The sequence below is a fragment of the Niabella beijingensis genome (genome assembly GCF_020034665.1).
Classification (GTDB): Bacteria; Bacteroidota; Bacteroidia; order Chitinophagales; family Chitinophagaceae; genus Niabella; species Niabella beijingensis.
This window is the reverse complement of record NZ_JAIQDI010000002.1, coordinates 1,574,991-1,598,996: the sequence shown is the minus strand read 5'-3', so window position 1 is coordinate 1,598,996 and position 24,006 is coordinate 1,574,991. Positions and strand designations below refer to the sequence as shown.

The 24,006-nt window shown below is 46.1% G+C and carries 15 protein-coding genes; 7 read left to right on the top strand and 8 right to left on the bottom strand.

Annotated features, from left to right (window positions below):
- The first annotated feature begins 334 nt into the window (after positions 1-334).
- The 5 genes from K7B07_RS22690 (at position 335) to K7B07_RS22670 (ending at position 10,358) form a co-directional block, all read left to right on the top strand.
- Positions 335-3,346 (top strand): SusC/RagA family TonB-linked outer membrane protein, encoded by a 3,012-nt coding sequence (locus K7B07_RS22690; protein WP_223712829.1) that lies wholly within the window; start codon positions 335-337, stop codon positions 3,344-3,346.
- Positions 3,347-3,396: 50 nt separating this feature from the next.
- Positions 3,397-5,034 (top strand): RagB/SusD family nutrient uptake outer membrane protein, encoded by a 1,638-nt coding sequence (locus K7B07_RS22685; RefSeq protein WP_223712828.1) that lies wholly within the window; start codon positions 3,397-3,399, stop codon positions 5,032-5,034.
- Between the two features lie 123 nt (positions 5,035-5,157).
- Positions 5,158-7,011, top strand: coding sequence for an aryl-sulfate sulfotransferase (locus K7B07_RS22680; protein ID WP_223712827.1), 1,854 nt, complete (start codon positions 5,158-5,160; stop codon positions 7,009-7,011).
- Positions 7,012-7,047: 36 nt separating this feature from the next.
- The gene (locus K7B07_RS22675) at positions 7,048-8,232 is read left to right on the top strand and encodes a glycoside hydrolase family 130 protein (protein WP_223712826.1); all 1,185 of its coding nucleotides are present in this window, start codon (positions 7,048-7,050) and stop codon (positions 8,230-8,232) included.
- A 251-nt stretch (positions 8,233-8,483) separates the two neighbouring features.
- A complete protein-coding gene (locus K7B07_RS22670; RefSeq protein WP_223712825.1) occupies positions 8,484-10,358 on the top strand; it encodes a sodium:solute symporter family protein in 1,875 nt (624 codons plus the stop codon).
- 19 nt (positions 10,359-10,377) lie between these two features.
- Here K7B07_RS22670 and K7B07_RS22665 read toward each other — a convergent pair whose 3' ends face one another.
- The 5 genes from K7B07_RS22665 to K7B07_RS22645 all read right to left on the bottom strand — a co-directional run bounded on the left by K7B07_RS22665 (position 10,378) and on the right by K7B07_RS22645 (position 18,231).
- A complete protein-coding gene (locus K7B07_RS22665; protein WP_223712824.1) occupies positions 10,378-12,723 on the bottom strand; it encodes a GH92 family glycosyl hydrolase in 2,346 nt (781 codons plus the stop codon).
- Positions 12,720-13,619 carry an ROK family protein gene (locus K7B07_RS22660; protein WP_223712823.1) on the bottom strand — a complete coding sequence of 300 codons (900 nt, stop codon included), beginning with the start codon at positions 13,617-13,619 and terminating at the stop codon, positions 12,720-12,722. Before K7B07_RS22660 ends, K7B07_RS22665 begins: the two co-directional genes overlap by 4 nt.
- Complete coding sequence (locus K7B07_RS22655) at positions 13,616-15,031, bottom strand: sugar porter family MFS transporter (RefSeq protein WP_223712822.1); 1,416 nt, start codon at positions 15,029-15,031, stop codon at positions 13,616-13,618. The genes K7B07_RS22660 and K7B07_RS22655 overlap by 4 nt, the downstream gene beginning before the upstream one ends.
- A 107-nt stretch (positions 15,032-15,138) precedes the next feature.
- Positions 15,139-16,959 carry a class I mannose-6-phosphate isomerase gene (locus K7B07_RS22650; protein ID WP_223712821.1) on the bottom strand — a complete coding sequence of 607 codons (1,821 nt, stop codon included), beginning with the start codon at positions 16,957-16,959 and terminating at the stop codon, positions 15,139-15,141.
- A 597-nt stretch (positions 16,960-17,556) separates the two neighbouring features.
- On the bottom strand, positions 17,557-18,231 hold the full coding sequence (locus K7B07_RS22645; RefSeq protein WP_223712820.1) for a hypothetical protein: 675 nt from the start codon (positions 18,229-18,231) through the stop codon (positions 17,557-17,559).
- Between the two features lie 178 nt (positions 18,232-18,409).
- On the opposite strand from K7B07_RS22645, the gene K7B07_RS22640 reads away from it, so the two are divergent.
- Positions 18,410-18,835, top strand: a complete 426-nt coding sequence (locus tag K7B07_RS22640; protein ID WP_223712819.1) for a helix-turn-helix domain-containing protein — start codon at positions 18,410-18,412, stop codon at positions 18,833-18,835.
- Between the two features lie 210 nt (positions 18,836-19,045).
- Entirely contained in the window at positions 19,046-20,053 is a 1,008-nt protein-coding gene (locus tag K7B07_RS22635) for a hypothetical protein (protein WP_223712818.1), read from the top strand.
- A 72-nt stretch (positions 20,054-20,125) separates the two neighbouring features.
- Here K7B07_RS22635 and K7B07_RS22630 read toward each other — a convergent pair whose 3' ends face one another.
- From K7B07_RS22630 to K7B07_RS22620, 3 genes are all read right to left on the bottom strand, one after another.
- Complete coding sequence (locus K7B07_RS22630; protein ID WP_223712817.1) at positions 20,126-21,352, bottom strand: Shedu immune nuclease family protein; 1,227 nt, start codon at positions 21,350-21,352, stop codon at positions 20,126-20,128.
- Between the two features lie 71 nt (positions 21,353-21,423).
- The gene (locus tag K7B07_RS22625) at positions 21,424-22,950 is read right to left on the bottom strand and encodes a hypothetical protein (protein ID WP_223712816.1); all 1,527 of its coding nucleotides are present in this window, start codon (positions 22,948-22,950) and stop codon (positions 21,424-21,426) included.
- Positions 22,947-23,969 (bottom strand): nucleoid-associated protein, encoded by a 1,023-nt coding sequence (locus tag K7B07_RS22620; RefSeq protein WP_223712815.1) that lies wholly within the window; start codon positions 23,967-23,969, stop codon positions 22,947-22,949. Before K7B07_RS22620 ends, K7B07_RS22625 begins: the two co-directional genes overlap by 4 nt.
- Between the last annotated feature and the right edge of the window lie 37 nt (positions 23,970-24,006).

Below are 24,006 nucleotides of genomic sequence, written 5' to 3'. Positions count from 1 at the left end.
TTTCAGGTTTTAAGGCGATCCGCCGGGTGCCTGCATGAGTGAATTATTCAATAGAACTGAGCGGATTATTCAATAAAAACACCCGTACAAAGCAGCACCGTATCTTTCTTCGATTGAAGAATGCATTGCCCTTAATATTCAACAGACCCGTGAAATCCTTTACTGTAGCGGAATTCATCCATCCACCAAAAGGCACCCTATAAGTCAAAGCCCGTCTTCTCCCATAAAATAAATGGGTGAATCCTTCAATAAAGTTGATGTTATTGTGAAATCCCGCCGTCTGGTTTTCAACTAGTTTTAGCCCCTAAATTTTTTTATCAATTAAGCCATATGTATGAAAAAAATACTACTCATACTGCTTTTAGGAGCCATCTGCCATGTAACATGGGCACAAACATCACAGATAAGAGGTACCGTGCGGGACAAGGACAACAATCCCCTGCCCGGCGCCACTGTCACCATTAAAGGAACCGCTACCGCTACTGTAACCGATAAAAACGGGAATTTCAGTTTGAATGCAGAAAAAGGAAACACGCTGGAGTTTACTTATGCGGGCATGCAAACCGCCGAAACCCTTGTTGCGGATGACAACGCCATCAGCATTGCCTTGCGCGAGAACCAACAGATGGACGAAGTGGTGGTGATCGGATACGGCACCATTAAGAAAAAAGACCTCACCGGTGCTGTCGCCTCCGTTACCGGTAAAGACCTGCAATCCAACCTTGCCAAAAGCACTGCCGGAGCGTTGCAAGGCCGTGTTGCCGGAGTAACGGTGCAAAATGCCGGTGGCGCACCGGGTAGTGGCATGTCCATTAATATTCGCGGGCTTGGTTCCATGCGCGGCAACACTCCGCTATATGTCATTGACGGGGTATTTGGCGATATTAATATGGTGGATCCCAACGATATTGCCTCGCTTGAAGTATTAAAAGATGCTTCAGCGGCCGCCATTTATGGTTCGCGGGCGGCCAATGGCGTGGTGCTCATTACCACCAGGAGCGGCCGTCAAAATAGCGCGCCCGTTATAAGCTTCAATGCATTCACAGGTATTCAAAGCCTGCCCAAAAAAATGGACCTGATGAGCGGCCCGCAACTGAAAGCATTTTATAAGCAAAACGGCATCCTGCCCTCCGAGGCAGAAAGTCTGAATGCGAGTACCGATTGGCAGGATGAAGTATTTCATAATGCCCCCATCAACAAGATAAACCTGGATGTATCGGGTGGCGGCGCGCACTCTACCTACAACGTTTCTGCCGGGTATATAAATCAACAGGGTATTTTAAGAACCACCGGCTATAAGGCTTTTAACGTGCGGGCCAAAAACAGCTTTAGCTTCTTCAACAATCATTTTCGTGTGGGAAACACCTTCCTGATCAAAGATGGCGATCAAAAATACAACGACATCGTAATCACTGATATCCTGCGAATGCTTCCTCTTGTTCCTGTTTACGATGTTTCTGTACAAGGTGGCTATGCCACTCACGCATCCTGGATGAAGAATATTGATAACCCTATGGCAACCCTCAATATGCATAATAAACACCGGTATCAAACGGATATTATGCTGAACGGTTATGCTGAAGTGGATTTATTTGTAAAAGGGCTGAAATACAGAATCAATACAGGTATCAACCGAACTGCCGGCCGTGGATATGACAGAGGGCAAGCGTACCTTTATGGTACTACCCCTCAAAAGTCCTATCTTACGGAAACTCCATTTTTCAACAATCAATGGATACTGGAGAATACCCTGAATTTTGACCGGAGTTTTGACAAACATACTATCGCTGTTGTAGCTGGCTACTCGGCACAGCAAAATACCAGTAGGGGGTTTTCTTTACACCGGTTAAATATTCCCGCGGGTGTGGATGCCCTTGATGCCGGAGCAACGGATGAGCAAACACTCGGTGGAAGCCCGGACACCTCCACATTGGTATCTCAGTTTGGCCGGTTGGTATATAGTTATGATAGCCGTTACCTGCTTACCGCATCACTGCGCCGGGATGGCTCTTCAAAATTTGCTGAAGGACATCAGTATGGGATCTTTCCTTCAATTGCTCTGGGCTGGAATGTTTCTAACGAACGCTTTTTTGAAGCTGCAAAAAATGTGGTAAACGAATTTAAAATACGTGGCAGCTATGGCAGATTGGGTAGCCAGGATATTGACAATTACCTCACGCAAAATCTCCTTGCCCTTAACATCAACTACATACAGGGAGGCAAGCTCTGGACGGGAAACATCACGGGCCTTAACTGGGTGTCATCCACTAACCTGACCTGGGAAGAAACCGCCACCAGCAATATTGGTGTGGACCTGGCCTTTTTGAAAAACAAGCTAACGATTAGTGCCGACTATTACGTCCGGGAGACCAAAAACATTTTGTTAGGTATCAACCAGCCTCCATCAACAGGAATGCAGGGAAAACCCACCATGAATGCCGGTACCATCAGCAATAAAGGCTTTGAGTTTCTAGCCAATTATAGAAATACCATAGGTGCTGTAAATTATAATATTGGTGTAAATGCCTCCACTGTTAAAAACGAGGTAAAAGCGGTAACCGTAGGCAAAATACAGCAATTTGCGGGCGCCAACCCCAATGCAGAAGGTGTACTTACATGGGCCAGGGTGGGCTATCCCATTGGTGGTTTTTGGCTGGTAAAAACCGATGGCCTCTTTCAGTCCGATGCGGAAGCACAGGCTTATAAAGATGCTGAAGGCAATGTGATACAACCCGCTGCCAAAGCCGGTGATATTAAATTCATCGATTTTGACGGCAATGGAACAATTGATGATAATGATGCACAGTATGCAGGCAGCCCCTTCCCGAAATTAGCCTATGGTATCCGCGGCAATCTGGAATATAACGGCATTGACCTGGGTTTTTTCTTCGATGGCATGTACGGCAATAAAATTTTAAACTACACCCGTACGCGTATGGAAATAACCAAGTATGTAACCAACTATGCAACAAGTGTACTCAATTCCTGGACACCCGAAAATACCAATACCACCATGCCCCGCTATACTTTGCAAGATCCGAATAATAACGGGCGCGTACCAAGCGACCGCTGGTTGGAGAACGGATCGTTCTTTCGCCTGAAAACCGTGGAGCTGGGCTATACCCTGCCTGGTACCTGGCTAAGCAAAGCCCGCCTGAAGAACGGGCGCATTTATGTAGCGGCAGACAACCTGTTTACCGCCACCCAATACAAGGGCTATACGCCTGATTTAGGACGGAGCAATGACGACAACAGCGGCGGCGGCGGTGTACTCACCAATGGCTTTGACTATGGCCGTTTTCCGCTGGCACGCACGATTATGTTTGGCATACAGGCTAACTTTTAACAGCGTAGCATAGATTTAAAAAATAATCTTATTTTCTTAAAAACGATAATATGAAATTTTTGATAAAATATACGATGGCCGCGGCAATAGGCCTTTCGTTCACCGGCTGTTCAAAGGATTTTTTGAACACGCAGAACCCCAAACAACCCGTTGAAGGATCCTTTTGGAAAACAGAAGCCGATGCGGTATCGGCCGTAGCGACTATTTATTCGCCCATTCGCAATCAAATGTATGGTTATTACGGAGCAATAACCGGTTATCAAACGATGAACCGGGCCGATGATATGTGGATGCTGGCAGGGGAAGGCGGCGATAGTGGTGTGGATCAATATACCAGCTTTACAAACACGCCCGGCACCGCAGGAAGTGATTTTGGCTCCTTGTACAATGGTATCAATCGGGCCAATGTATTTTTAAAATATATTGATCAAATACCAATGGATGAAGCCAAAAAGAAAGTCCTGATCGCCGAGGTACATTTCTTACGAGGCATGTACTATTTTTTATTAGCCGCCAATTATGGCAATGTCCCTATTCGCCTGTTACCCGCAGTTGATGATACAGGCAGCGGCAGCAAGGCTTCTTCACCGGAAGCTGAGGTATGGAAGCAGGTGATCGCCGATTTTAACGTAGCCAAGGGCGGACTGCCCGTAACAAGGCCGGGTGCGGAGCAGGGCCGGGTTACCAGAGGAACAGCCATTGCATACCTGGGCAAAGCCCTGGTGTATACCAAGCAATACGCCGAGGCCGAAACCGAACTAAAAGCGCTGCTTACGACTCCTTATAACTACGACCTGGTGCCTAATTTTGAAGATAATTTTAAACCATCCACCAAGTTTAATAATGAGTCGGTATTCGAGCTGGCCTATGATGGACTCTTAGGGCCCGGTGGCGTTTGGGGCAACGATAGTCCGAACGGACAGTTAGGCTTTCAACTGCCTCAATTCTGTGGATCAGCAGGTACGGGAGCCTGGTTTAAATTAGTGCCCGGTATTTCCATTGTACGTGATTTTGTAAGCGAAGAGCGTCCTGCCGGATCCAATACCCGCTTTGACAAACGCATGTACACCAGCTTTTTCTGGAAATACTCCGATTATGAGGACACCACGGACATAAAGGATGAAAAATGGTTTGGTGACCAGCCTTTTGATACGCTTTGGAAAGCCGCACAAACCAAAATGTCGGTAAACGTAGGATTAACCTACCCTGATGTACGTGGTAAGAAAGGCCGTTTTTTAATTAAAAAATATACTAATTTCTATATCAATAAACCGGATGCCAATAGCATGTATGATGCAGCATACCGGAACAATAACCTTCGTGTCATTCGCTTTGCAGAAGTGTTGCTGTTACATGCCGAAGCCTGTGCCCAAAACGGTAACACAACAGCGGCAGCAGCCGATTTAAAGCGCATTCGCGACCGGGCCGGCCTGGCCAATAAAACCTGGGGCGGAAAAGAGGAGTTGATGAAGGAAATTGAAAAACAAAGCGAGCTGGAATTCTTCTTCGAAGGACATCGTTTCTTTGACCTGAAGCGCTGGCACACCCCTGCCGAAATAAAGCAGATTTTTATCGATAATAAAAAACAGGGCGCCAGTAATTTCCAACCCAAACATTTTTACCTGCCCATTCCACAGGATGAAATCAATACAAGTACCGAGATTGACCAACACCCCTTGTGGAAATAAAACCGATTGAATGAAGTGAATAAAATTGTGTGAGGCCCATGCCTCACACTTTTATGCTATCGCTCCTGGTCATGAAGCGACCGGAATACAGGAGTAGCTGAAAATTTTAAAATAATCAACGGAATGATGCTTTTTTTTCAGACCACTAAAAGCCACCTGGATGTTGTTGCTATCCGTTCTTTTCGATTGCAGACAACATGCGTATTACTGCTCGGTGTTATTGTCATTATGTTGTCCTGCAGTCGCAGTAAGGACGCCGAAATAGAGCCCCCTTCCAAAACCGGCCTGCAAGCCCGGGCAGACGGGGGGGATCTTTTACTGAATGTTTCCAAAACAGACGGCTCCTATATTTTTGAGTTTGAAACCGGGAACCTGTCGGTGCCGGAACCGGAAATTACAACCATCACTCCCCAACCCGAACGCTGGAAAACCATCGTCAGTTTCAGCGGCGGCTCCAAATTGATCATCCCTTCAAAAGGCGGCAGCCTCGATTATATGGTGGAAGACATCCGGCTCAACCCATCGGGCTACAATCCGCTTGCGGCCCTGGTAAATGTATGGCTGCCCACCTATGGCCGGGTAAAAGTAACCGTACATGGTAAAAACGGGGAGAACGGCACTATTACACACTTATGCCGGGAGGATATCCCACGCCAGAGCGTGCCCGTTTTTGGCCTGTATGCCGATTATGATAATATAGTAGATCTCACTTTTACGGATCGGGAAGGCAGGGAACGTGGCAGCACCACGATCCATATCCGCACAGCGCCGGTTACCATACAGGATTTTCCCCAATGGAAACTGATAAAAAGCCAGCCGGAAAAAATGGAACCCGGCGTCAATCTCATCAGTTATCCCGGAATGTCTGAAGCAGATGTATCGCTGCCCTATATGATCGATAACGAAGGGGAATTACGGTGGTTGCTGCTTTTAAAATCATCGCCCGACCTGCAACGGCTTTCAGCCTCTATCGGATTAAAACGTACCAGGAACGGAACTTTTATAGCCGGAGATCAGGAACAGCCACGTGTGGTGGAGATCGACATGTTTGGCAACCTCCTGCACCAGTGGGATCTGCAAAAGTTGGGTTATACCTTTCATCACGAAATCAGAGAAGCCGCCAACGGCAATTTTCTGATCAATGTTACCAAAACCAGTGCCCGTCTGCGTAATGGTGCCCCTCGCATTAATGATCATATTATTGAATTAAATCCGGAATCGGGCGCGCTGGTAAAAGAATGGGACCTGGCTACCCTGCTGGATACCGCACGCTATGTAAAGCCCGACGGCATTACACCGCCGCAATTTTCGCAGACGCCCAACAACTGGGCACATAATAATTCGATCAATGAAATTGGGGATGACCTGCTGGCTACCGCACGTTACCAGGGCATATTCCGGTTTACCCATACCGGCACCCTCCGGTGGATCATTTCTCCGCATAAATACTGGGGAACCGCCTATCAGTCCTACCTGTTAGATCCGGTTGATGAAAACGGCAACCGGGTAACGGATCTAGCAATCATTAATGGGGACAGACATTCCGATGGTTTCGACTGGCCCTGGGGGCCCCACACTCCTGTTGTTCTATCTGATGACCACATCCTGGTATTTGACAATGGCTATAACCGTAACTGGATACCTAATTTTGGTTCAGGCGCCGCCAACTACAGCCGTGTAGTGGAATACAAGATCGATATAACAAAGAAAACCGTGCAGCAGGTCTGGTCTTACGGCAGAGAAAGAGGCGCCGCGGGCTTTTCACAGGCGCTTTCCGGTGTACAGTTCCTGCCGCAGACAAAGCACGTATTATTTTGCCCGGGCATGGGTGTGCCTACCTCCATCGGGTCCGGAGGACGTATCGTGGAAATAGACCCTGCAACAAAAGAAATACTATTTGAAATGGAGATCGCAGCAGGCAGCGGCAGCGCCTTTCACCGCATAACCCGTATGCCGCTTTACCCGGATACGATTTAAAGCGTGCGATACAGCTAAGCAGCGAGAATATATATTATGACAGAACAATTTCAGCAACGCCTGGAACTACTGCTCCGCGAACAGGAGCGATTGATCGGAAGCAGGAACACCGCCCAGGAATGTTACAACGGTATCATACGGCGGTACCGCAATCCGGTCGTCACCCGGCAACACGTGCCCGTGGCATGGCGCTACGATCTTAACCCGCAGACCAATCCGCTCTGTATAGAACGCATTGGCGTAAATGCTACCCTGAATGCCGGGGCGATCAAGTGGAACGGTAAATACCTGCTGATGGTGCGGGTGGAAGGTGTCGACCGCAAATCCTTCTTCGCCATTGCAGAAAGCCCGAACGGGATCGACGGCTTCCGCTTCTGGCCGCGGCCGGTGCAGCTGCCGGAACTCTCAGATACGGAAACCAATATTTACGACATCCGGCTTACCGCGCATGAAGACGGCTGGATCTATGGCATCTTTTGCAGCGAAAAGCGCCATCCGGATGCAGCACCGGGCGATCTTTCGTCAGCCATCGCCGCCTCGGGGATCGTCAGGACAAAAGACCTGGTCCACTGGGAACGGCTGCCCAATATCGTTTCCTCAAGCCAGCAGCGGAACGTGGTATTACACCCGGAATTCGTGAACAGTAGGTATGCCTTATATACAAGGCCGCAGGATAACTTCATTCTCGCGGGCAATGGCGGTGGTATCGGATGGACGCTGATCAACGACCTCTCCCATCCGGTCGTTCACTCCGAAACGATCATCAACCACCGTTATTACCACACCATCAAAGAGCTTAAGAATGGTGAGGGCCCGCCTCCCATAAAAACCGGCAGGGGCTGGCTGCACCTGGCGCATGGCGTGCGCAGCTGTGCATCCGGTCTGCGGTACGTATTATATGTTTACCTCACAGCACTTGAAGATCCTTCCCTGCTGATAGCAGAACCCGCGGGTTACCTGCTGGCGCCCGATAATGAAGAACGTATGGGCGATGTCTTCAACGTGGTCTTCTCCAACGGGTGGATCGCCGATGCCGATGGTACTGTTTATATTTATTATGCTTCCAGCGATACCCGGATGCATGTGGCCGTCTCCTCCATCGACCGGCTGCTGGATTATTGTCTGCACACACCCCGCGATGGCCTCCGCTCTGCGGAATCTGTAAAGCGGGTGAATGAGTTGATTGACGCCAACCGGGCATTCCTGGAGCCCTATGATTAAGCGGCCATGATTCTACTCACCGCAGCGCAAGACTGCTGCCACCGACGATTGATGTTATTTTATTCAGTGTTTTTGGATCTTATGATGTATACAAAAACAGCAGGGAATAATAAAAATGAAGAAGTATTGCCGATCGTAATCTGGTATACTTTTTTCTAAGCACCGGTAAAAAAAGATCCGGCTTTTACGATCCGTAACTTCAGGCAGCCGATATTTGCTCATCCGGCCACCCACCGGAGAAACTTGTTTACATGAAGCTTGAACTAATTGATGCACTCATTATTGCCGTATACCTGATCACCATGATCATCATCGGGCTGGTTCTTAAGAAAAAGGCTTCCAGGAATATGGATGCTTATTTTCTGGGCGGGAAAACCCTGCCCTTTTACCTGCTGGGGCTTTCCAATTCTTCCGGTATGTTTGATATATCGGGTACCATGTGGCTGGTATATCTGGCATTTACCTATGGTTTAAAAAGTCTCTGGATCCCCTGGCTGTGGCCGGTCTTTAACCAGATCTTTATGATGGTCTACCTCTCCGTATGGCTGCGCCGGTCCGGTGTGCGCACCGGCGCGGAGTGGATCCGGACACGCTTCGGGAACGGGCGTGGTGCCCGCCTTTCACATACCATCGTGGTTTTTTATGCTATTATCGGCGTTATCGGGTTCCTGAGCTACGGGTTCGTGGGCATCGGCAAATTTATCGAGGTCTTCCTTCCCTGGAAGGTCGTGGAACCTTATATGCCGTTCGCCGTCGACCCGCAGCATGCACCGCATGTGTATGGCATCTTCTTTACCGGCATTGCCACTTTTTACGGAATGCTGGGGGGCATGCAGGGTATTGTATGGGCCGATCTGGTCCAGTTCGTTATTAAAACAACAGCAGGTATTGTAATCGCAGTGACAGCCATTACCCGGGTAAGCCCGGAATTGCTGGCAGCCCATACGCCCGCCGGATGGGACACCCCCTTCTTTGGCTGGAAACTGGACCTGGACTGGAGCACACTGTTGCCATCGATCATGGATAAGATTGCTATGGACCAGTATGGGTTGTTTGGCATTTTTGTAATGATGATGTTGTTCAAAGGCATCTTCTTCAGTATGGCCGGTCCGGCACCAAATTATGATATGCAAAAGATACTCGCCTGCCGGAACCCGAAGGAAGCGGCGTTAATGAGCGGTTCGGTCTCCGTGTTCCTGCTCATCCCGCGCTACCTGATGATCATGGGGTTTTCCGTACTGGCCGTTGTATTTTTCAGCAACGATTTCCTGGCACAGGGCTCCGGGATCGATTTTGAAACCATATTGCCTCGTGCCATCCACCGGTTCCTGGGGGTGGGATTAACAGGACTTTTACTTGCCGCATTGTTATCCGCCTTTATGTCCAGCTTTGCCTCCACGGTAAATGCAGCACCGGCCTATCTGATCAATGATGTGTACCTAAAATACATCAATCCCGGGGCATCTTCTAAAAAACAACTGCGGCTCAGTTATCTGATCGCCCTGTCGGTAGTGGCTTTCAGCACGGTTATCGGCATTTATATTCATAATATAAATGATGTGCTGCAATGGATCGTTTCTGCATTATACGGCGGTTATATTGCAGCCAATGTGCTCAAATGGTATTGGTGGCGTTTTAACGGCAATGGTTTTTTCTGGGGTATGGCTACAGGTATTGCCGCGGCAATGATCATTCCCGAATTTTTCCCGGGTACATTGCCCCTGTATTATTTCCCGGTGTTGATGGTGCTCTCACTGGGCGGCTGTATTGCAGGCACGCTAACCTCAAAACCCACGGACATGGAAACACTGATCTGCTTTTATGTAAAAGTACGCCCCTGGGGCTTTTGGGGGCCGGTTGCCCGTGCCGCCAGAGCACGGTATCCGGAACTCAGGGTCAATACAGGATTCAGGAGGGATATGTTCAACGTTGCCACCGGCATCATCTGGCAATGTTGCCTCACCCTTATTCCCATGTACATTGTATTGCAGCAGAAACTGCCATTGTTCAGCACTATGCTGGTATTGGGCATTACCACACTGATCCTGAAAAAAAGCTGGTACGACAAAATGAACCGGGAAGAAAAGGAATACAACCGGTTCATGAAATCGATCGGTGCAGGATAACCACCGCCGGCATGGGGCATCAGTACTGATCCACCGGCCTCTCTCCCATTTTTAATACCAGTGTTCCGCCGTTTGTCAGCTTATCCCAGGAAAGAAAAGGGCGATGCAGCGGGCGGTTATTAAATTGCAGAGATTGTATATATGCATTCCCGGGAGTATTGTTCAATGCCTGTATGGTAAATGTTGTGCCTTTGTAGTAGCGGGGATTCAGATGAATGGTAATACGATCAAACAACGGGCTGCCGATGCCCATTTCCGGTTGCATAGCGGTAAGACCTTTTACATCAAACAAACCGATGGAAGAAAGTACATACCAGGCGCCCAGCTGGCCCTGGTCCTCATCCTGGCCAAAGCCATAACCATGTACCGGTTCCGTTCCATAAAATTCGTTACAGATGGCACGCACCCATTTCTGCGTAAGCGAAGGCCGGCCGGAAAAATTGAACAACCACGATACATGCAGGTTGGGCTGATTGCCATGATTGTAAATGCCGGCAATACCGGCAAAGGCATCAATAGTTGCACCGCCGCCAAATACCGCCTTCTGTGCAATTTCAAAAGTGCTGTCCAGTCTTTTATTAAAGGTGGATGTTCCGATCTTATTCACCAATGCCTCAATATCGTGCGGAACAAAATAGGTATACTGCCAGGCGTTCCCTTCCTGGAAGCCGCGCCAGGGCTGTGAGGGGTCAAAAGGCGTTACAAAGCGTCCGTCTGCCAGTCGCGGGCGTACCAGTTTCAGCCCGGGATCATACACTTTTTCCCAGGCCTTCGACAGACGCAGCAACTCACGGTAATTTTTTTCATCTCCCCGCTCCTTTGCCCACTGCGCCACGGCAAAACAACTAAAGGCATATTCCAGTGTATGCGATACGGAGAACTGCCAGCGTTCACCGTCGCCTTCCCCTTTATCCAGGTGGTTCACATAGCCATATTTCCGGAACCGGTCCACGTCGGTCTTCCCCGCACCAAACGGCCGGTTACGTCCTTCCAGCTCATTCTTCAGCGCAGCTGCATAACCCAGGCGAGTATCAAAATCACGGATGCCCGCCCTGTAAGCCGCAGCGATCACCAGACCTACAAAATTGGTACCCACACCGGAAACATAGCGGCTGTTGGCAATGCCATCCGCCAGCCAGCCGGCGTCTTTATACATCAGCAACTGACTTTTTATAAAATCGGAATAATATTCCGGGTAAGCAATAGCCCACAGTTGTGCCAGGTTCCAATAGATACCCCATGCCGCATCCGTATTATAATGCTGGTGCAGCGGCTTGCCATCGGTGCCCAGGGGTATTTGTCCCACAGTACCATCATGACGCGGATATGCACCATTCACATCACTGGCCAGTCCCCTGCCCAGCAACGCATGATAAAGGCCGGTATAAAACTTAACAAGGTCGGCCTGTCTGCTTCCTTCCACCTCGATCCTTCCCAGGTAATCGTTCCATATTTTTTTTGATGCAGTACGTGCGGCATCAAAGGAAACCGTTGCCGCTTCTTCCTTTAAATTCAGCCGCGCATTTTCTACAGAGGTATAGGACAGTCCCGCCTTAACGACAATGGCTTCTTCTTCTTTTGTAGAGAACGAAAGATAAAGCCCCGCCCCTGCTCCTGTGGCAATGGCACTGCCGGCCTTAACCATAGTCCCGTTAAAGCTGCCGTAGGCTGAAGGCTTTTTGCTCAGCTCCGCAGAGAAGAACATCGTTATTGCCGCACCGGGCTGGTATTTCTGTACATAAGCGGGTAGTGTGGTCACCCATCCTTCCACACGTCCGTCCGGTGTCAGGTATACCTTTGCATCCTTTACCGGGCCGCTTTCTCCCTGGCGGTTGCCGATGTCAAACAGTATGTGCGCTTCCGTTGTTTGCGGAAACGTGTAGCGGTGAAAGGCCACCCGTGGCGTAGCCGTCAGTTCTGCCCGGATCTTATAATCTTTTAATAAAACGGAATAATAACCCGCCGTACTGATCTCATTCTTATGATCAAAGTGGGAGCGGTAACCACTATCCGGCGTTTCCAGTTTACCGGGCACTGTTTGCAGCGGCCCTGTAGTGGGTGCAAACACGATACCGCCCACCTGGAATTCATGAAAATTCGGGAATCCTTCGATAGAGGTATGCCGGCTGTCGTAGCCGGTAGCCTCCCATCCGCTGGCGTTGCCATAACTTCCGTTGGTAGCAGGTGCAGGCTTGGCCATACCAAACGGCAGTGCGCCGGGCGTATAGTGAAACCAGCGGCAGTGCGCGGTGCCGATATCGGGGTCTACAAAACGGGTGAGATCCTTTTGTGCGTAAAGTGCACCGGCACAAAAAATGCTGAGAACGATCAAAGAAACGCGTATATAAAAAGCAGAAGGATTCATGCAGGATCATTAAAATGGTAAAGGTATTGTTGCTGCCAGCTACCTGCGGCGCCGTATAATGCAGCCAGCTCTCCCAGCGCTGTTTTTTTTAATGCCACGCCGGGAAATTTTTTCTTCACTATATCTTCTGTAGCTGAGCCAAACAGTTCATATGCCTTTGTAATATTACCGCCCATCACTACAGCTTCGGCCTGCTGCTGTTCAATAAAATGGTTCAGAAAAAGACCCAGGTGGTGTCCAAAGATGTTAAATACCTCCTGCGCAGGGGCCTCTGTTGCAGCCACAGCTGCGATCTCTCTGGCGCCTTTTACGGTTTTTCCGGTTAATTGATGATAGTGGTGCACGAACCAACGGGTGGATAAATAATCTTCTGCAATACCTTCCTGAAACGGAAAGGCCCACAGGTCACCACTCTTTGCCCGCCCGTTATTGAAAATAGCCGTACCCAGGCCCGTGCCTAATGTAAGTCCGATCACATTGCCGAAGCCTTCACTTACCGCGCCGGCAAATAGTTCTCCCTGCAAAAAGGAGGCAGCATCGTTCTCCATATAGAACAGGGATGGATCCCGCTGCAATGCTGCAGCTAGCAATTGCCGGACATTTTGCAGATACAGGGCATCGTACTTGCCCTGGGCATTCATCCGGCTGATGCCGTTGGCATAATCAAAGGGACCGGGCAGGGCCAGGCAGATCTTTGCAACCGCTGCATCCCGCATCGCATTACGCATACAACCGCTCCAGATGGCGATGATCGTTTCCGTTGGGGCAGCGGCGTCGACGGCTGCCCGTACAATACTTTCAGGAAGCACTTTGCGGGTGGTCAGGTCCAGCAATGCGGCGGTAATGTGTGTGCCGCCGATGTCAACAGCCAGTACCAGGTTTACCGTTGTATTCATGACCTGATGGGTTTGGTGTCAGAAACGGGCAGGTCATTATTCCATTCGCTTTCGATCTGTTCCAGCGATTTGCCCTTTGTTTCCGGAAGCAATTTATATACAGTGATAAACGCAATGATCCCAAACAATGCAAAGATCCAGAACGTGCCCGCAGTGCCAATCTGTTTTAAAAGGATCGGGGTCAGTTGTCCTACAATAGTATCCGCGATCCACATTACCATAATGCTGAGCGCCATGGCCCGGCCGCGGATCTTACCGGGAAATATTTCTGAAGCAATGACAAATTTGAGCGGCCCGATGGAGAACGCAAAGCAGGCAAGGAAGGCCAGCACACAGATCAGCAGCCAGACAGTGGTGGTAGCCCCGGTTGCAAAACAAAGTCCGGTAAGGAACAGTGTAAGCGTGGCCCCCGCTGTTCCCCAAAGGTACAATGGCCGGCGGCCTGCGCTGTCCACCTTCCATATTGCAATAAGGGTAAAGATCATATTGGCAAAGCCAAAGATCACCTGGCTTAAGAAAGCATTGCTTAAAGATACACCGGCATTGCTGAGGATGCTGGGGCCATAATAAATGATGGCATTGATACCGCTGAATTGTGAGAACAACGGAAGTGCAATGCCCAGCAGTAAGGCCTTTCGCCAGCGCGGCGAAAAAAGCGCTTTGTAGGACCCGGTGCCGGAAGCCGGCTGCGCTTCCTGTTGCAGTGGCTCCCAGTTACTGCCGGTGGTAATGCCTTCCATAATAGCATGGCCTTCCGCGGTGCGCCCCTGTTGTATCAGCCAGCGCGGACTTTCCGGCACCAGGACCAATCCAAAGAGGAACAATAAGGCCGGTATAACGCCCAGGCCCAGCATGCCCCGCCATACTTCCTGCCGGAAAATCAGCTCCAGCCAGCCTCCCTGTCCTACAGGCGGATGTGCGGCTGCATAGCTGACCAGTCCTGCATTGCTGAGGTAGGCGGCCAGGATGCCCAGCGTTAGCGCAAACTGGTAAAACGTTACCAGTCTTCCGCGTTTGTGGGCCGGGGCGATCTCTGAAATATAGAGCGGCACTACGTTTGATGCGAGGCCGATACCCACGCCTCCGAGAAAACGCGAAACAAGGATGCCTTTGAGTGAGGGTAAGAACGCACAGCCCACCGCGGATAAAAAGAACAGCAGCGCTGCAATGAATAACGGGTTCTTTCTTCCGGTACGGTCACTCAGCTCACCGGAAACAGCAACCCCTGCTATACAACCGATCAGCGCAACGGAAACAAACCAGCCTTCCTCTACCGGTGAAAGCGAAAATTGTTTTTGAATAAAAGGCAGCACGCCGGATACCACGGCCATATCAAACCCGAAAAGAAAACCGCCCAGGGAAGCTACCAGCGTAATGATAAGAATAGAATATTTTTTTGTATGGCCCGGCATCGGTAAAAAATTAATACGTTAGAAATCGGATATACACCACCGCGGAAGGCCGCAGAAGGCTCTTATAATAAAGACAGGAGGCGTAAACCGTCTCCTGTCTTTAAAGGTTATTCTTTTAAATGATCGATCGATGTTTTAATGAACACCCGTACCAGTTTTGCACGTGTTGCTCCGTTATTGCGCAGACTATATGAAGTTGCTGCGGCGGGTATCACAAATGTTTCTGCATAGTAGTACACATGGTCTTCTCCTGCCACCGTCACCGTTACCGATGTTCCTTCCACCAGCATCAGTATATTACAACTATTCGCTGTTGTGAAGGCAATGGTTGAGTCGAACTCTACCCGGTGCACGTCGTAAAAATGATGCGGATGCGTGGGCAGGTGATACGTTTCCCAGTCGCTGCCGCTTTTGATCAGGGCTGGGTGTGAAATCAGGGACTCTTTTACATAATCCCCCTGGTAGTTAAACCGGAGGTTGTTAAAGGCATGCCCGATATTAATGGCACGTGGTTCACCGTTCAGGTCCAGCCGCAGCCAGTCGTACATTTTAAACGTAAAGATATAGGGAGTGGAACTGATCTCCAGCACCAGGTTATTAGCACCGGAACTGTGAACGGTGCCGTTGGGGATCAGGAACAGGTCATGCTTGTGGGCCTTGTGCGCCTGTACAAACTCCTCCACTGCAACCACCTCTTTATTTTCCTGGCTGTTTTCAAGTACCGCGCGGAACTGTTCGGGATCAACACCTTCCTGAAAACCCAGGTATACCTTTGCGTCATCCTTGCAATCCAGTATATAATAAGTTTCATCCTGGGTGATCCATTCTCCGAAATGCTGCCGGATATACGGCAGCGAAGGATGGCATTGGATGGAGAGATTACCGCCGTCCCAGGTATCCAGGAAATCAAACCGGATGGGGAATTCATCGCCAAAAAAATCCGCATGACGACCCAGTACTGCAGCTGCATCGTGGAACATGATAAAATCGAACGACAGCTCCAGTAATAAACCGCTGCTTTCAAACACTATTCCATTCTCCGGAACGATCAGCTCAAAGGACCAGGCATAGTTCACGGCCTTCTTATTCAGCCCCGGGATCCGGTCCTTCATCCATTGTCCGCCCCATGCACCCGGCTCAAACCAGGGCCGCACGCGGAACACCGACCGGGTCAGCTGCTCCAGCGCCTTGCGTATCACCGTGCCAAAAGCCCAGTTAAGCGTATCGTTCCACTGCGTATCACCCAGTATGGTAATGTTATTGTATATCGCTTTTTTATGCGCATTCAGCACTACCCAGTCTACAAAATAAAAACGCTTGTACATCCGCGCGGGCGCTACCAGCTCTTCCGCACCCAGGTTGTTAACGGAGCCGGCGCGCATCCGGTACTGGATCTCGTTCTTGGGCACATCCAGGTAAATCAGCGGCGCCTCCCATCCGCAGAGTGCGGCGCCCGTTCCGATGATGATCGTACAGGCGGCATCCGGGTTTTCGCCGGCACGTTGCAGTTGTTCCAGCTCAAAAAAATCAGCCAGTTTATGCGTACAGCGGGTGCCCCACACGGCATTGTCTTCGCCAAGGAAGGGCTGTACCAGGCGGCGGATCGTCTCTTCCGGCTTCAGGTAATCGCTGGTAAAGATCCATTGCACGGAAACCCCCGCTTTCAGGAACGCCTCGTTTAAGCTGGTATGCACCTGCTCCCAAAGCACCCCGCTATAGCCATCGATGATCACCCTCCTGTTGGTAAGTATCCATTCGGCCAGGGTGGTATATCCTTCAAAGATCTGGCCGGTCCCAAGGGAGTGGAACGGATAGATCGAATAATTTTCTGCCAGTGGTTCGTTGCTGTTATTTTGCCGGGGCATCAGCGGCTGAAGGCTTTCTCTAAAAGATTGCTGCTCGTCAGTCTCCACCTCCTTCTGCATCATTTTGATCATAATTTAATGGTTATCAATAAAAATCTGTTTCTAAAAATGCTGTATTATTTATTTGTACATACATAGATACATATTTTTATCGGATCCTCCAAACTTTACAGCTCCAACTCCCGATTTATTCATCATGAACGCCGGATCCGTCTGTTTATTTCATCCGGCATCTGTTGCAGCGGTCATTTCTTTATCCGGGTCTTCTGCCCGAACTGTTGATACAATCTTAATGATCACTGGTATCCCACAAACTTCTGCTCTGCTTTTACAATCTTTTCAAAAAAGACCGCAAACCGCTGCGATCTTCCGCCGCATAAAATTGCTGCCGGCTATTAGCGAACTTACGGATAACCGGCGCTTCATCCGAAGGGCAAGAGGCATCGCCTCGGCCAACCAGCAACTGCGAACTGAAGTTCGCAGTACAAGAGGATATTACAGAACAGAGAGCCATAGGCTCGGGACATAAATTGAAGCACAGCCGCTCCCCCTGTCACCCTGAGCCCGCCCGTGCCGGTCGGGCTGGCCCGTCAAAGCGCAACAAACATCCCGCTTCCCTCCACGGCGGACAGGCGTCCGGCTCAGCATCACAAGCCCCCCTCACATCCCCTTCTTCCGTTTCCCTGCCGACCCCGCCACAGCAGCGCCCGGTGCGCCATCTGCAGACGCGTCCTTTCCCCCGCCTCCGGTCGGTTTTATGCCACCGCCCCCCTCCCGCACCCATATCAGGTGCGCCGCTTCCAGCAGCTTGGTCAGGCCTATACAAAGGGGAATCACGTTCAGCCGCAACCCCGCATCACCCGGCGTAAGGGCCGCCTCCACCAGCGCCTCCCAGTCCCGCACCCAGCGCTGCAAGCTCCCCTGGCGGAACAACGTTGCAAACACCCCGTACGGATGGTGATACTCCTTTATCGTTAAGCTGCGCGGAAAATCGCCCCAGGCATCCGGCTTCCCCCCGCCGCAGCAATAGTCCACCAGGCGCACCACCACCGGCTCCGTTGCAGGTGTAAGCTCCGCGCCACTGGCCGCCCTTAGCGCATGCGCCGCCGCCAGTGCGGAGCGTACCACTTTCATGTCCAGCAGCACATCGCAAGGCGCCTCTTTTTTGTAGAGCTTTTCAGAAAACGCATACGTGCCAATCCGCCTTACTTCCCGTCGCAGCTCCTTAATTTCCTTGTGAGAAAATACTTCGGCAAATACCCGCCGCGCATCGTTAAAAGGGCCGCTGCTCCAGCACGCCGTATCAAAAGGGTCCTGGGGTAGTTCTGTTATCATGGTTGTTTTTTTTAGGTGATCCATTGGGTTTTTTATCCGCACCAAGGTACCCCGCCGCCGCCCTGTATGCAACATTGCCGGTGTGTAAAATACCGGCCCCGACCTGTTATTTACCCCTGTATTTTACGTATCTTTATAAAGGAACCCTGTTTCGTTTATTCACCCTAAATTTGAACCTATGACAAATACAGATGCTATGGAGAAAAAGATACACGAAGGCCGTAATGTAAAGCGTTTTCGCGAAATGCTGGGCATCAAGCAGGATGCCCTGGCTGCCGATCTGGGCGATGACTGGAACCAGCAAAAAATTTCCCTGCTGGAGCAAAAACAAACCATCGATGCCGCCCTGCTGCAACAGATCTCCGCCGCCCTTAAAATACCCGCCGAAGCCATCCAGAATTTTGACGAAGAAAATGCTGTGAATATTATTTCTAATACATTTGATAACTGTAATCAGCCTGCTTCTGTTTTTTATAATTCAACTATTAATCCAGTAGAACAAATAATAAAACTACACGAGGAAAAAATTGCCTTATATGAACGCATGCTAAAAGAAAAAGATGAAATGATGGCCGAATTAAAAAAACTAATACCAACGAAGTAATTTTTTATCAGGGCGTGCCCCCTGCCCTGCCAGCGCACAAGGGGCAGACGCACAGCAGCGGTCGGGCTATCCGCTATATCTTTTGCTCCGCCCAGCCTGCCCTGAGCCCTGCCGAAGGGCTCCACAAAAGGATGCCGCTGCTATCCCTCACGCGAAGGGAAAGAAGAAATAAGATTAAAAGAAGAACTCCTAAAAAACAAAAAACCGCTTATGAAAAGTTTATATGAACTAGTCTATAATACCCCAGTACCTCAATGGAACTATTATTTTGATTTAAACGAAGTTATTACATTTAATAACCCGTTCATTGATAATACCAATTATAATGAATTTATATCCAGCTACTTCAGAAAAAGTGGTAAGGAGCAAGTTTTCAAATTGAGTCAAATCGATATTGATAATTTACGTCTTCCCAATCATATATGTTCCGTTTTTTTTATGGGGGTATTACTATATTTCAAAACTTCCTTTCATAAAAAATATATATTGAAAGATCACGATCCAGGGTATAGCGCCTTCCCATTTATCTGGTTTCTTATAGCGCTTTTTCACGATAGTGCATACCAAATGGAAGCCAAAAGTGAATTGCAGGAGATATCGAATATTGATGACTTAATAGCTAGATTTAATATAAAACACAATTTGCTTAATGCTAAATTTGAACACTGTGAGCAACTCCACAAACTAAGAAAAAACTATTTCTTTTTCGTAAGAAAACATCTTGGAGTTGTTGACCACGGGATTTTAGGCGGTATGTTGCTATACGATAGACTAATAAAAATCAGGCGTCAGAAAAAACGGCTAAACGAAGACAATCTTTTCTGGGGTAAAGCATTAGAAAAAGATTATAAAGTTGCCGGCAACGCTATATCTCTGCATAATATATGGCTACAACCGGACGAAATATGTAAAGAATATAAACTAACGGAAATGTTGAATTTCCAACCAGTAAAATTTGCCGATTTTCCACTTTTCTACATTTTAGGTGTCGTCGATACAATTGAACCGTTAAAAGCATTTCGTAATTCCGGCTATACTGATGAATATATAATGAAAAACTTAAACTACGAATTTCGATCGAATTCAATTAAAATTGAAAATAATTTAAATTCAAAACTTAGGTTTAACATCCTTTTAGATCGAATTAAGGGGTTCAAAAACTGGCTTGATATACGTATTAAAACTTATGAAAATGGATTTGAATTATTATTTAGATAATTTGCAAATCATCGAAGCATGAGCAGCAAACTTTTAAGGAATGACTTTTTTTGCGGTTGATTAGAAATATTATCAAATAGAATTATTTCCTAACTGTTCAATTACAAACTTGAGCCTTCTTAGTAAATCATCGTAGGTAATAATATCTACAATGTTCTTATATTTCCTTTTAACAACCTCAAAATCTTGAAGCTGATCATTTGTCAATCCAATTTCTCTTCCCATTATAATAATTCCGCTCGGATTGGTAATTTTTATTAAAAACCCTTTAGGCAGCTTATTTTCATACTTTTTCGTTATCGCTGCTTCACCATGCATTCCCCATCGATTAAGATAATATATATACTTTTCAATTTGCATAACTGTGCCAGATAATTCTTTAAGAGGAATATGATTATCTCTATGTTTTGCCTTGGTCATTATTGCATTACCAAATGGCTTCTTGATTTCCAAAATATCTACATTACCATTACTGTCAACTAAAAGAAAATCTAAAAATTTACTACCTGATATTCCTACAATCTGCTTTTTTATTTCAACCTCCCGAAACGCCAAAATATATTTCGGATAAATCAATAAAATAATTTCTAAAATTTCGGACTGCCACTGTTTCTCACTATAAGAATCTTCATCAGCTAAAATCTTTTTTAAACGGGCTAGAATTCGATTATACTTATCTATCTCATACGCTTTAAAGCTTTCGACTAATCCACTAGAATGTACTTCGAGTTTATTATTTAAATAACTAGTATATTGCTTCTCAGCATCTTTTACTTCATCCAGATAATTTCGCAATACGGAAGCCACTCGAGCCTCAGTATATTTAATTCTTTCATAATAAGAAGGAAATTGTCTAATAATATCCTCATATACCTCCACAGAAATAGCAAATGGATGTCCACCTCCAATGTAGAAATCATTAGTAGTCAATCCAGAGACAATTTTAACAATAGACATCTTTAAGTCTGTAACAAAATACTTTTCGGCTAATTCTACGTTTTCATCAATAAAAACATCAATATCGTCTATTAATACTCCATTTTTTACTTTATAATATCCGTTTTTTAACCTAGTAGCAAAAACAAAATCGTAAACAAATTCAGGTCCAAAGTGCAAAGCAACTGCACTGTCATTTCGAATCTCCTCATTATCGACAAGATCTGATTGATTAAATGTAAAGGTCTTCTTAATGGTTACAGGCTTGCCTTTTTCAAACTCTTTATCGATCCAATCACCTCCAATGTCGGGTATATATCGTAAAATTATTTCATTCTTCTGCTTAAAAAAATCAATAGGCATTTATTGCGCGCTTATATTATTTGAAGAAAGAATATTAGCAAAAAAAGATATTCTGATTCTTTTTGATTAAATCATATACACATATTTGAAAACAAGGCACCCCAAATAAAAAGAGTATTTAATTTTGAAAAATGATATATGGCAAAAAGGAATAAAGTTGCAAGTAATAGTATTCCTAAAAAAGAAAGCCATAGTTTGGTATAATTTTTCAATTTATCATTGATGAATTTTACATCTCCATTAAAATCTTTATCATTAATTAATATCCGTTGTATATCCTCTTTTTCCAAAAGATCTGTATATCGAACCTTTAAGTTTTCATAGCTTGCAATAAATCTTTTGCGCTGCTCTTTCACCTCCCACCTTGCTACTAAAAAATAAATAAATGATCCTGCCAGAAAACTAACTGAAAGAATTGTCATATCAAAAGTAAAAACATTAACAAAATTTCCACTACCTAGAACTTTTATTGCAATTGCAGAAAAATAGAAGGTAACTAAAGCTAGTGCACTTTTCTGAAAACCACTTGCGAATGTTTCTATTACCTTATTGGCTCTATTATTAAAATCAATTAACTGGTCAGCAATCTTATTTCTTATCTCAATATACTGTTTAATATTCTGTCGCTCATAGACCTTATAACTTGATTTTACGGATTGAAAAGGATGCCCTTGCAACTTAAGCTTACCATTTTCAATAAAATGTAGCGATATAATATTTCTTGCAAGCCCTATCTTATCACTAAGATTACCACCTGTGTATACCCATTCAAAAATCTCGTGATATTCAGCATACCCATTACCGACTAACTCCGAGATTTTAGCAATACCTTTAATTGATTTATATCCATTGATTTTAAATTCAACGACATCTCCTTTAACAGATGTAATATCAAACAAAGATATTATTGAAAGCAAGTTTAAATATCGTTCAAAAATTTCGTTAAGATCTCTTCTTACCTTAGAAGGATCAAGTAATTTGAAATCACTAGGCAGAAGCCTAAAATTTTCAATATTTGTAAAATGACAATGCGCTACAAAGGCTTCAAATTGTTCATCTCGTCTTGTATGGCCTAGCAACTTAAAATCAGATTCAAGTGAACTAAATGAAATAGAAGAACTATAAAAAGTAAAATCAAGGTTAAAAACTTTAAAATTCACACATCTGTCAGAAGTTAATAGTCTTGAAAAAATAGAGAAAAATTGATTTGCATCTACTTGTCCAATAGTTTTAACAAATGTATCTATATCATAAATACTACATACCGTGTCTCGAACTAATTTATTAATAATAATATCTATTGTTATAGACTCCCCATCTTCTAGGTATAGCGACTCATCTTCTAAGCTTTTACACAATGTATCAAAGTCCGCTCTTTCTGATTGAAAAACTATTGCATCGGCATTTCCAAAAACAATAGATAAATGAAGGTTATCTCGGTCACTTAGAAAATTAAAATACGTCTGCAATTCAGCAGAATTCTTGGAGTTATATTCCGACGACACAAATTGTGTCCTAAATATCTGGTCGTTTTCCTCAGCCTCTACTAACTGAGAATTAGGAAATACATCTGACAAAAAATCCTTCAAGAATGTCATTGTTGTTGACTTTTAAAATAACGATATCCCTCATCAGATTTAATCTTTACATACTTCTGTCCGTCCAAACCTTCTTCAGCAAGAATAGTATTATCTGCAAAATCTCCTTTAATATGAAGATCTATTTCCGGAGTGAGTTTAACCGTATTAAGAAACTTTGCTTTTATTTTATCTCTTATAATATTAAATTGACTGTCAAACGGGGAACGTTGTTTTGTAGGTAAATCTCTGATCTTGACCTTCAAATCATCCACCCTTAGTCCGGCGTCGCATGGCTCATAGTCTCCCACGACATTATCTAAAAAATCTTGCATTTCAAAGCGATTCTTAGAACGAAAATACCGAACAGCACTATTCCTCAAATATGTATAATCTTGGGGATATTCTTTTTTAATTTTTGCAAATACGGACTTGTCAATTGCGGCAAACGCCCTTTCAGTATTATCTTCATCAGAATACACCATACTTAATTCCAAAAGATCTTTCCACCAATATTTAGTGTCACTTGGATTTGTATCATACACCAATATATCGCTTATTGTATCCTCTGGATATAAGTTACAAACAAAAGCTTTAAATGCCTTTTTCTTTACGGGTAACCCGCGAGATAAACTATAGTCAATTTCATTTAGAAACTCATTATGATCTGCTTTGCAAATTATGAACTTATTTTGCCCATCTTCCTCTATTTTGGCCTGAACCAAGATTCCCTTTTGAATTAAAATTCCCAATTTGATCATTCTTTGTTGAGCGTCAAATTCAACAGACATAAGCCTATCTGCAATAATTTTTGCAATATCAACAAAGTCTTCTCCCCTATTAATTCTTGATATTTGTGCTCGCACTTCTGTCGTTTCTCTTTCGAAAAGAAATTGTCGCCCGCTACTGCCTGCAATTATAGTTCCAAATAATTCTTTAAGATATTCAACCAATTCATTCCCATAAGTTGTTGAGTCAATAAACTCAACTTGTTCTTCTTCAAGGTTTATTTTAAAAATTTGAATTTCATTAATAGTCATATTGAACAAGCTTATTTGTTAGTTTTATCAGTTAAGG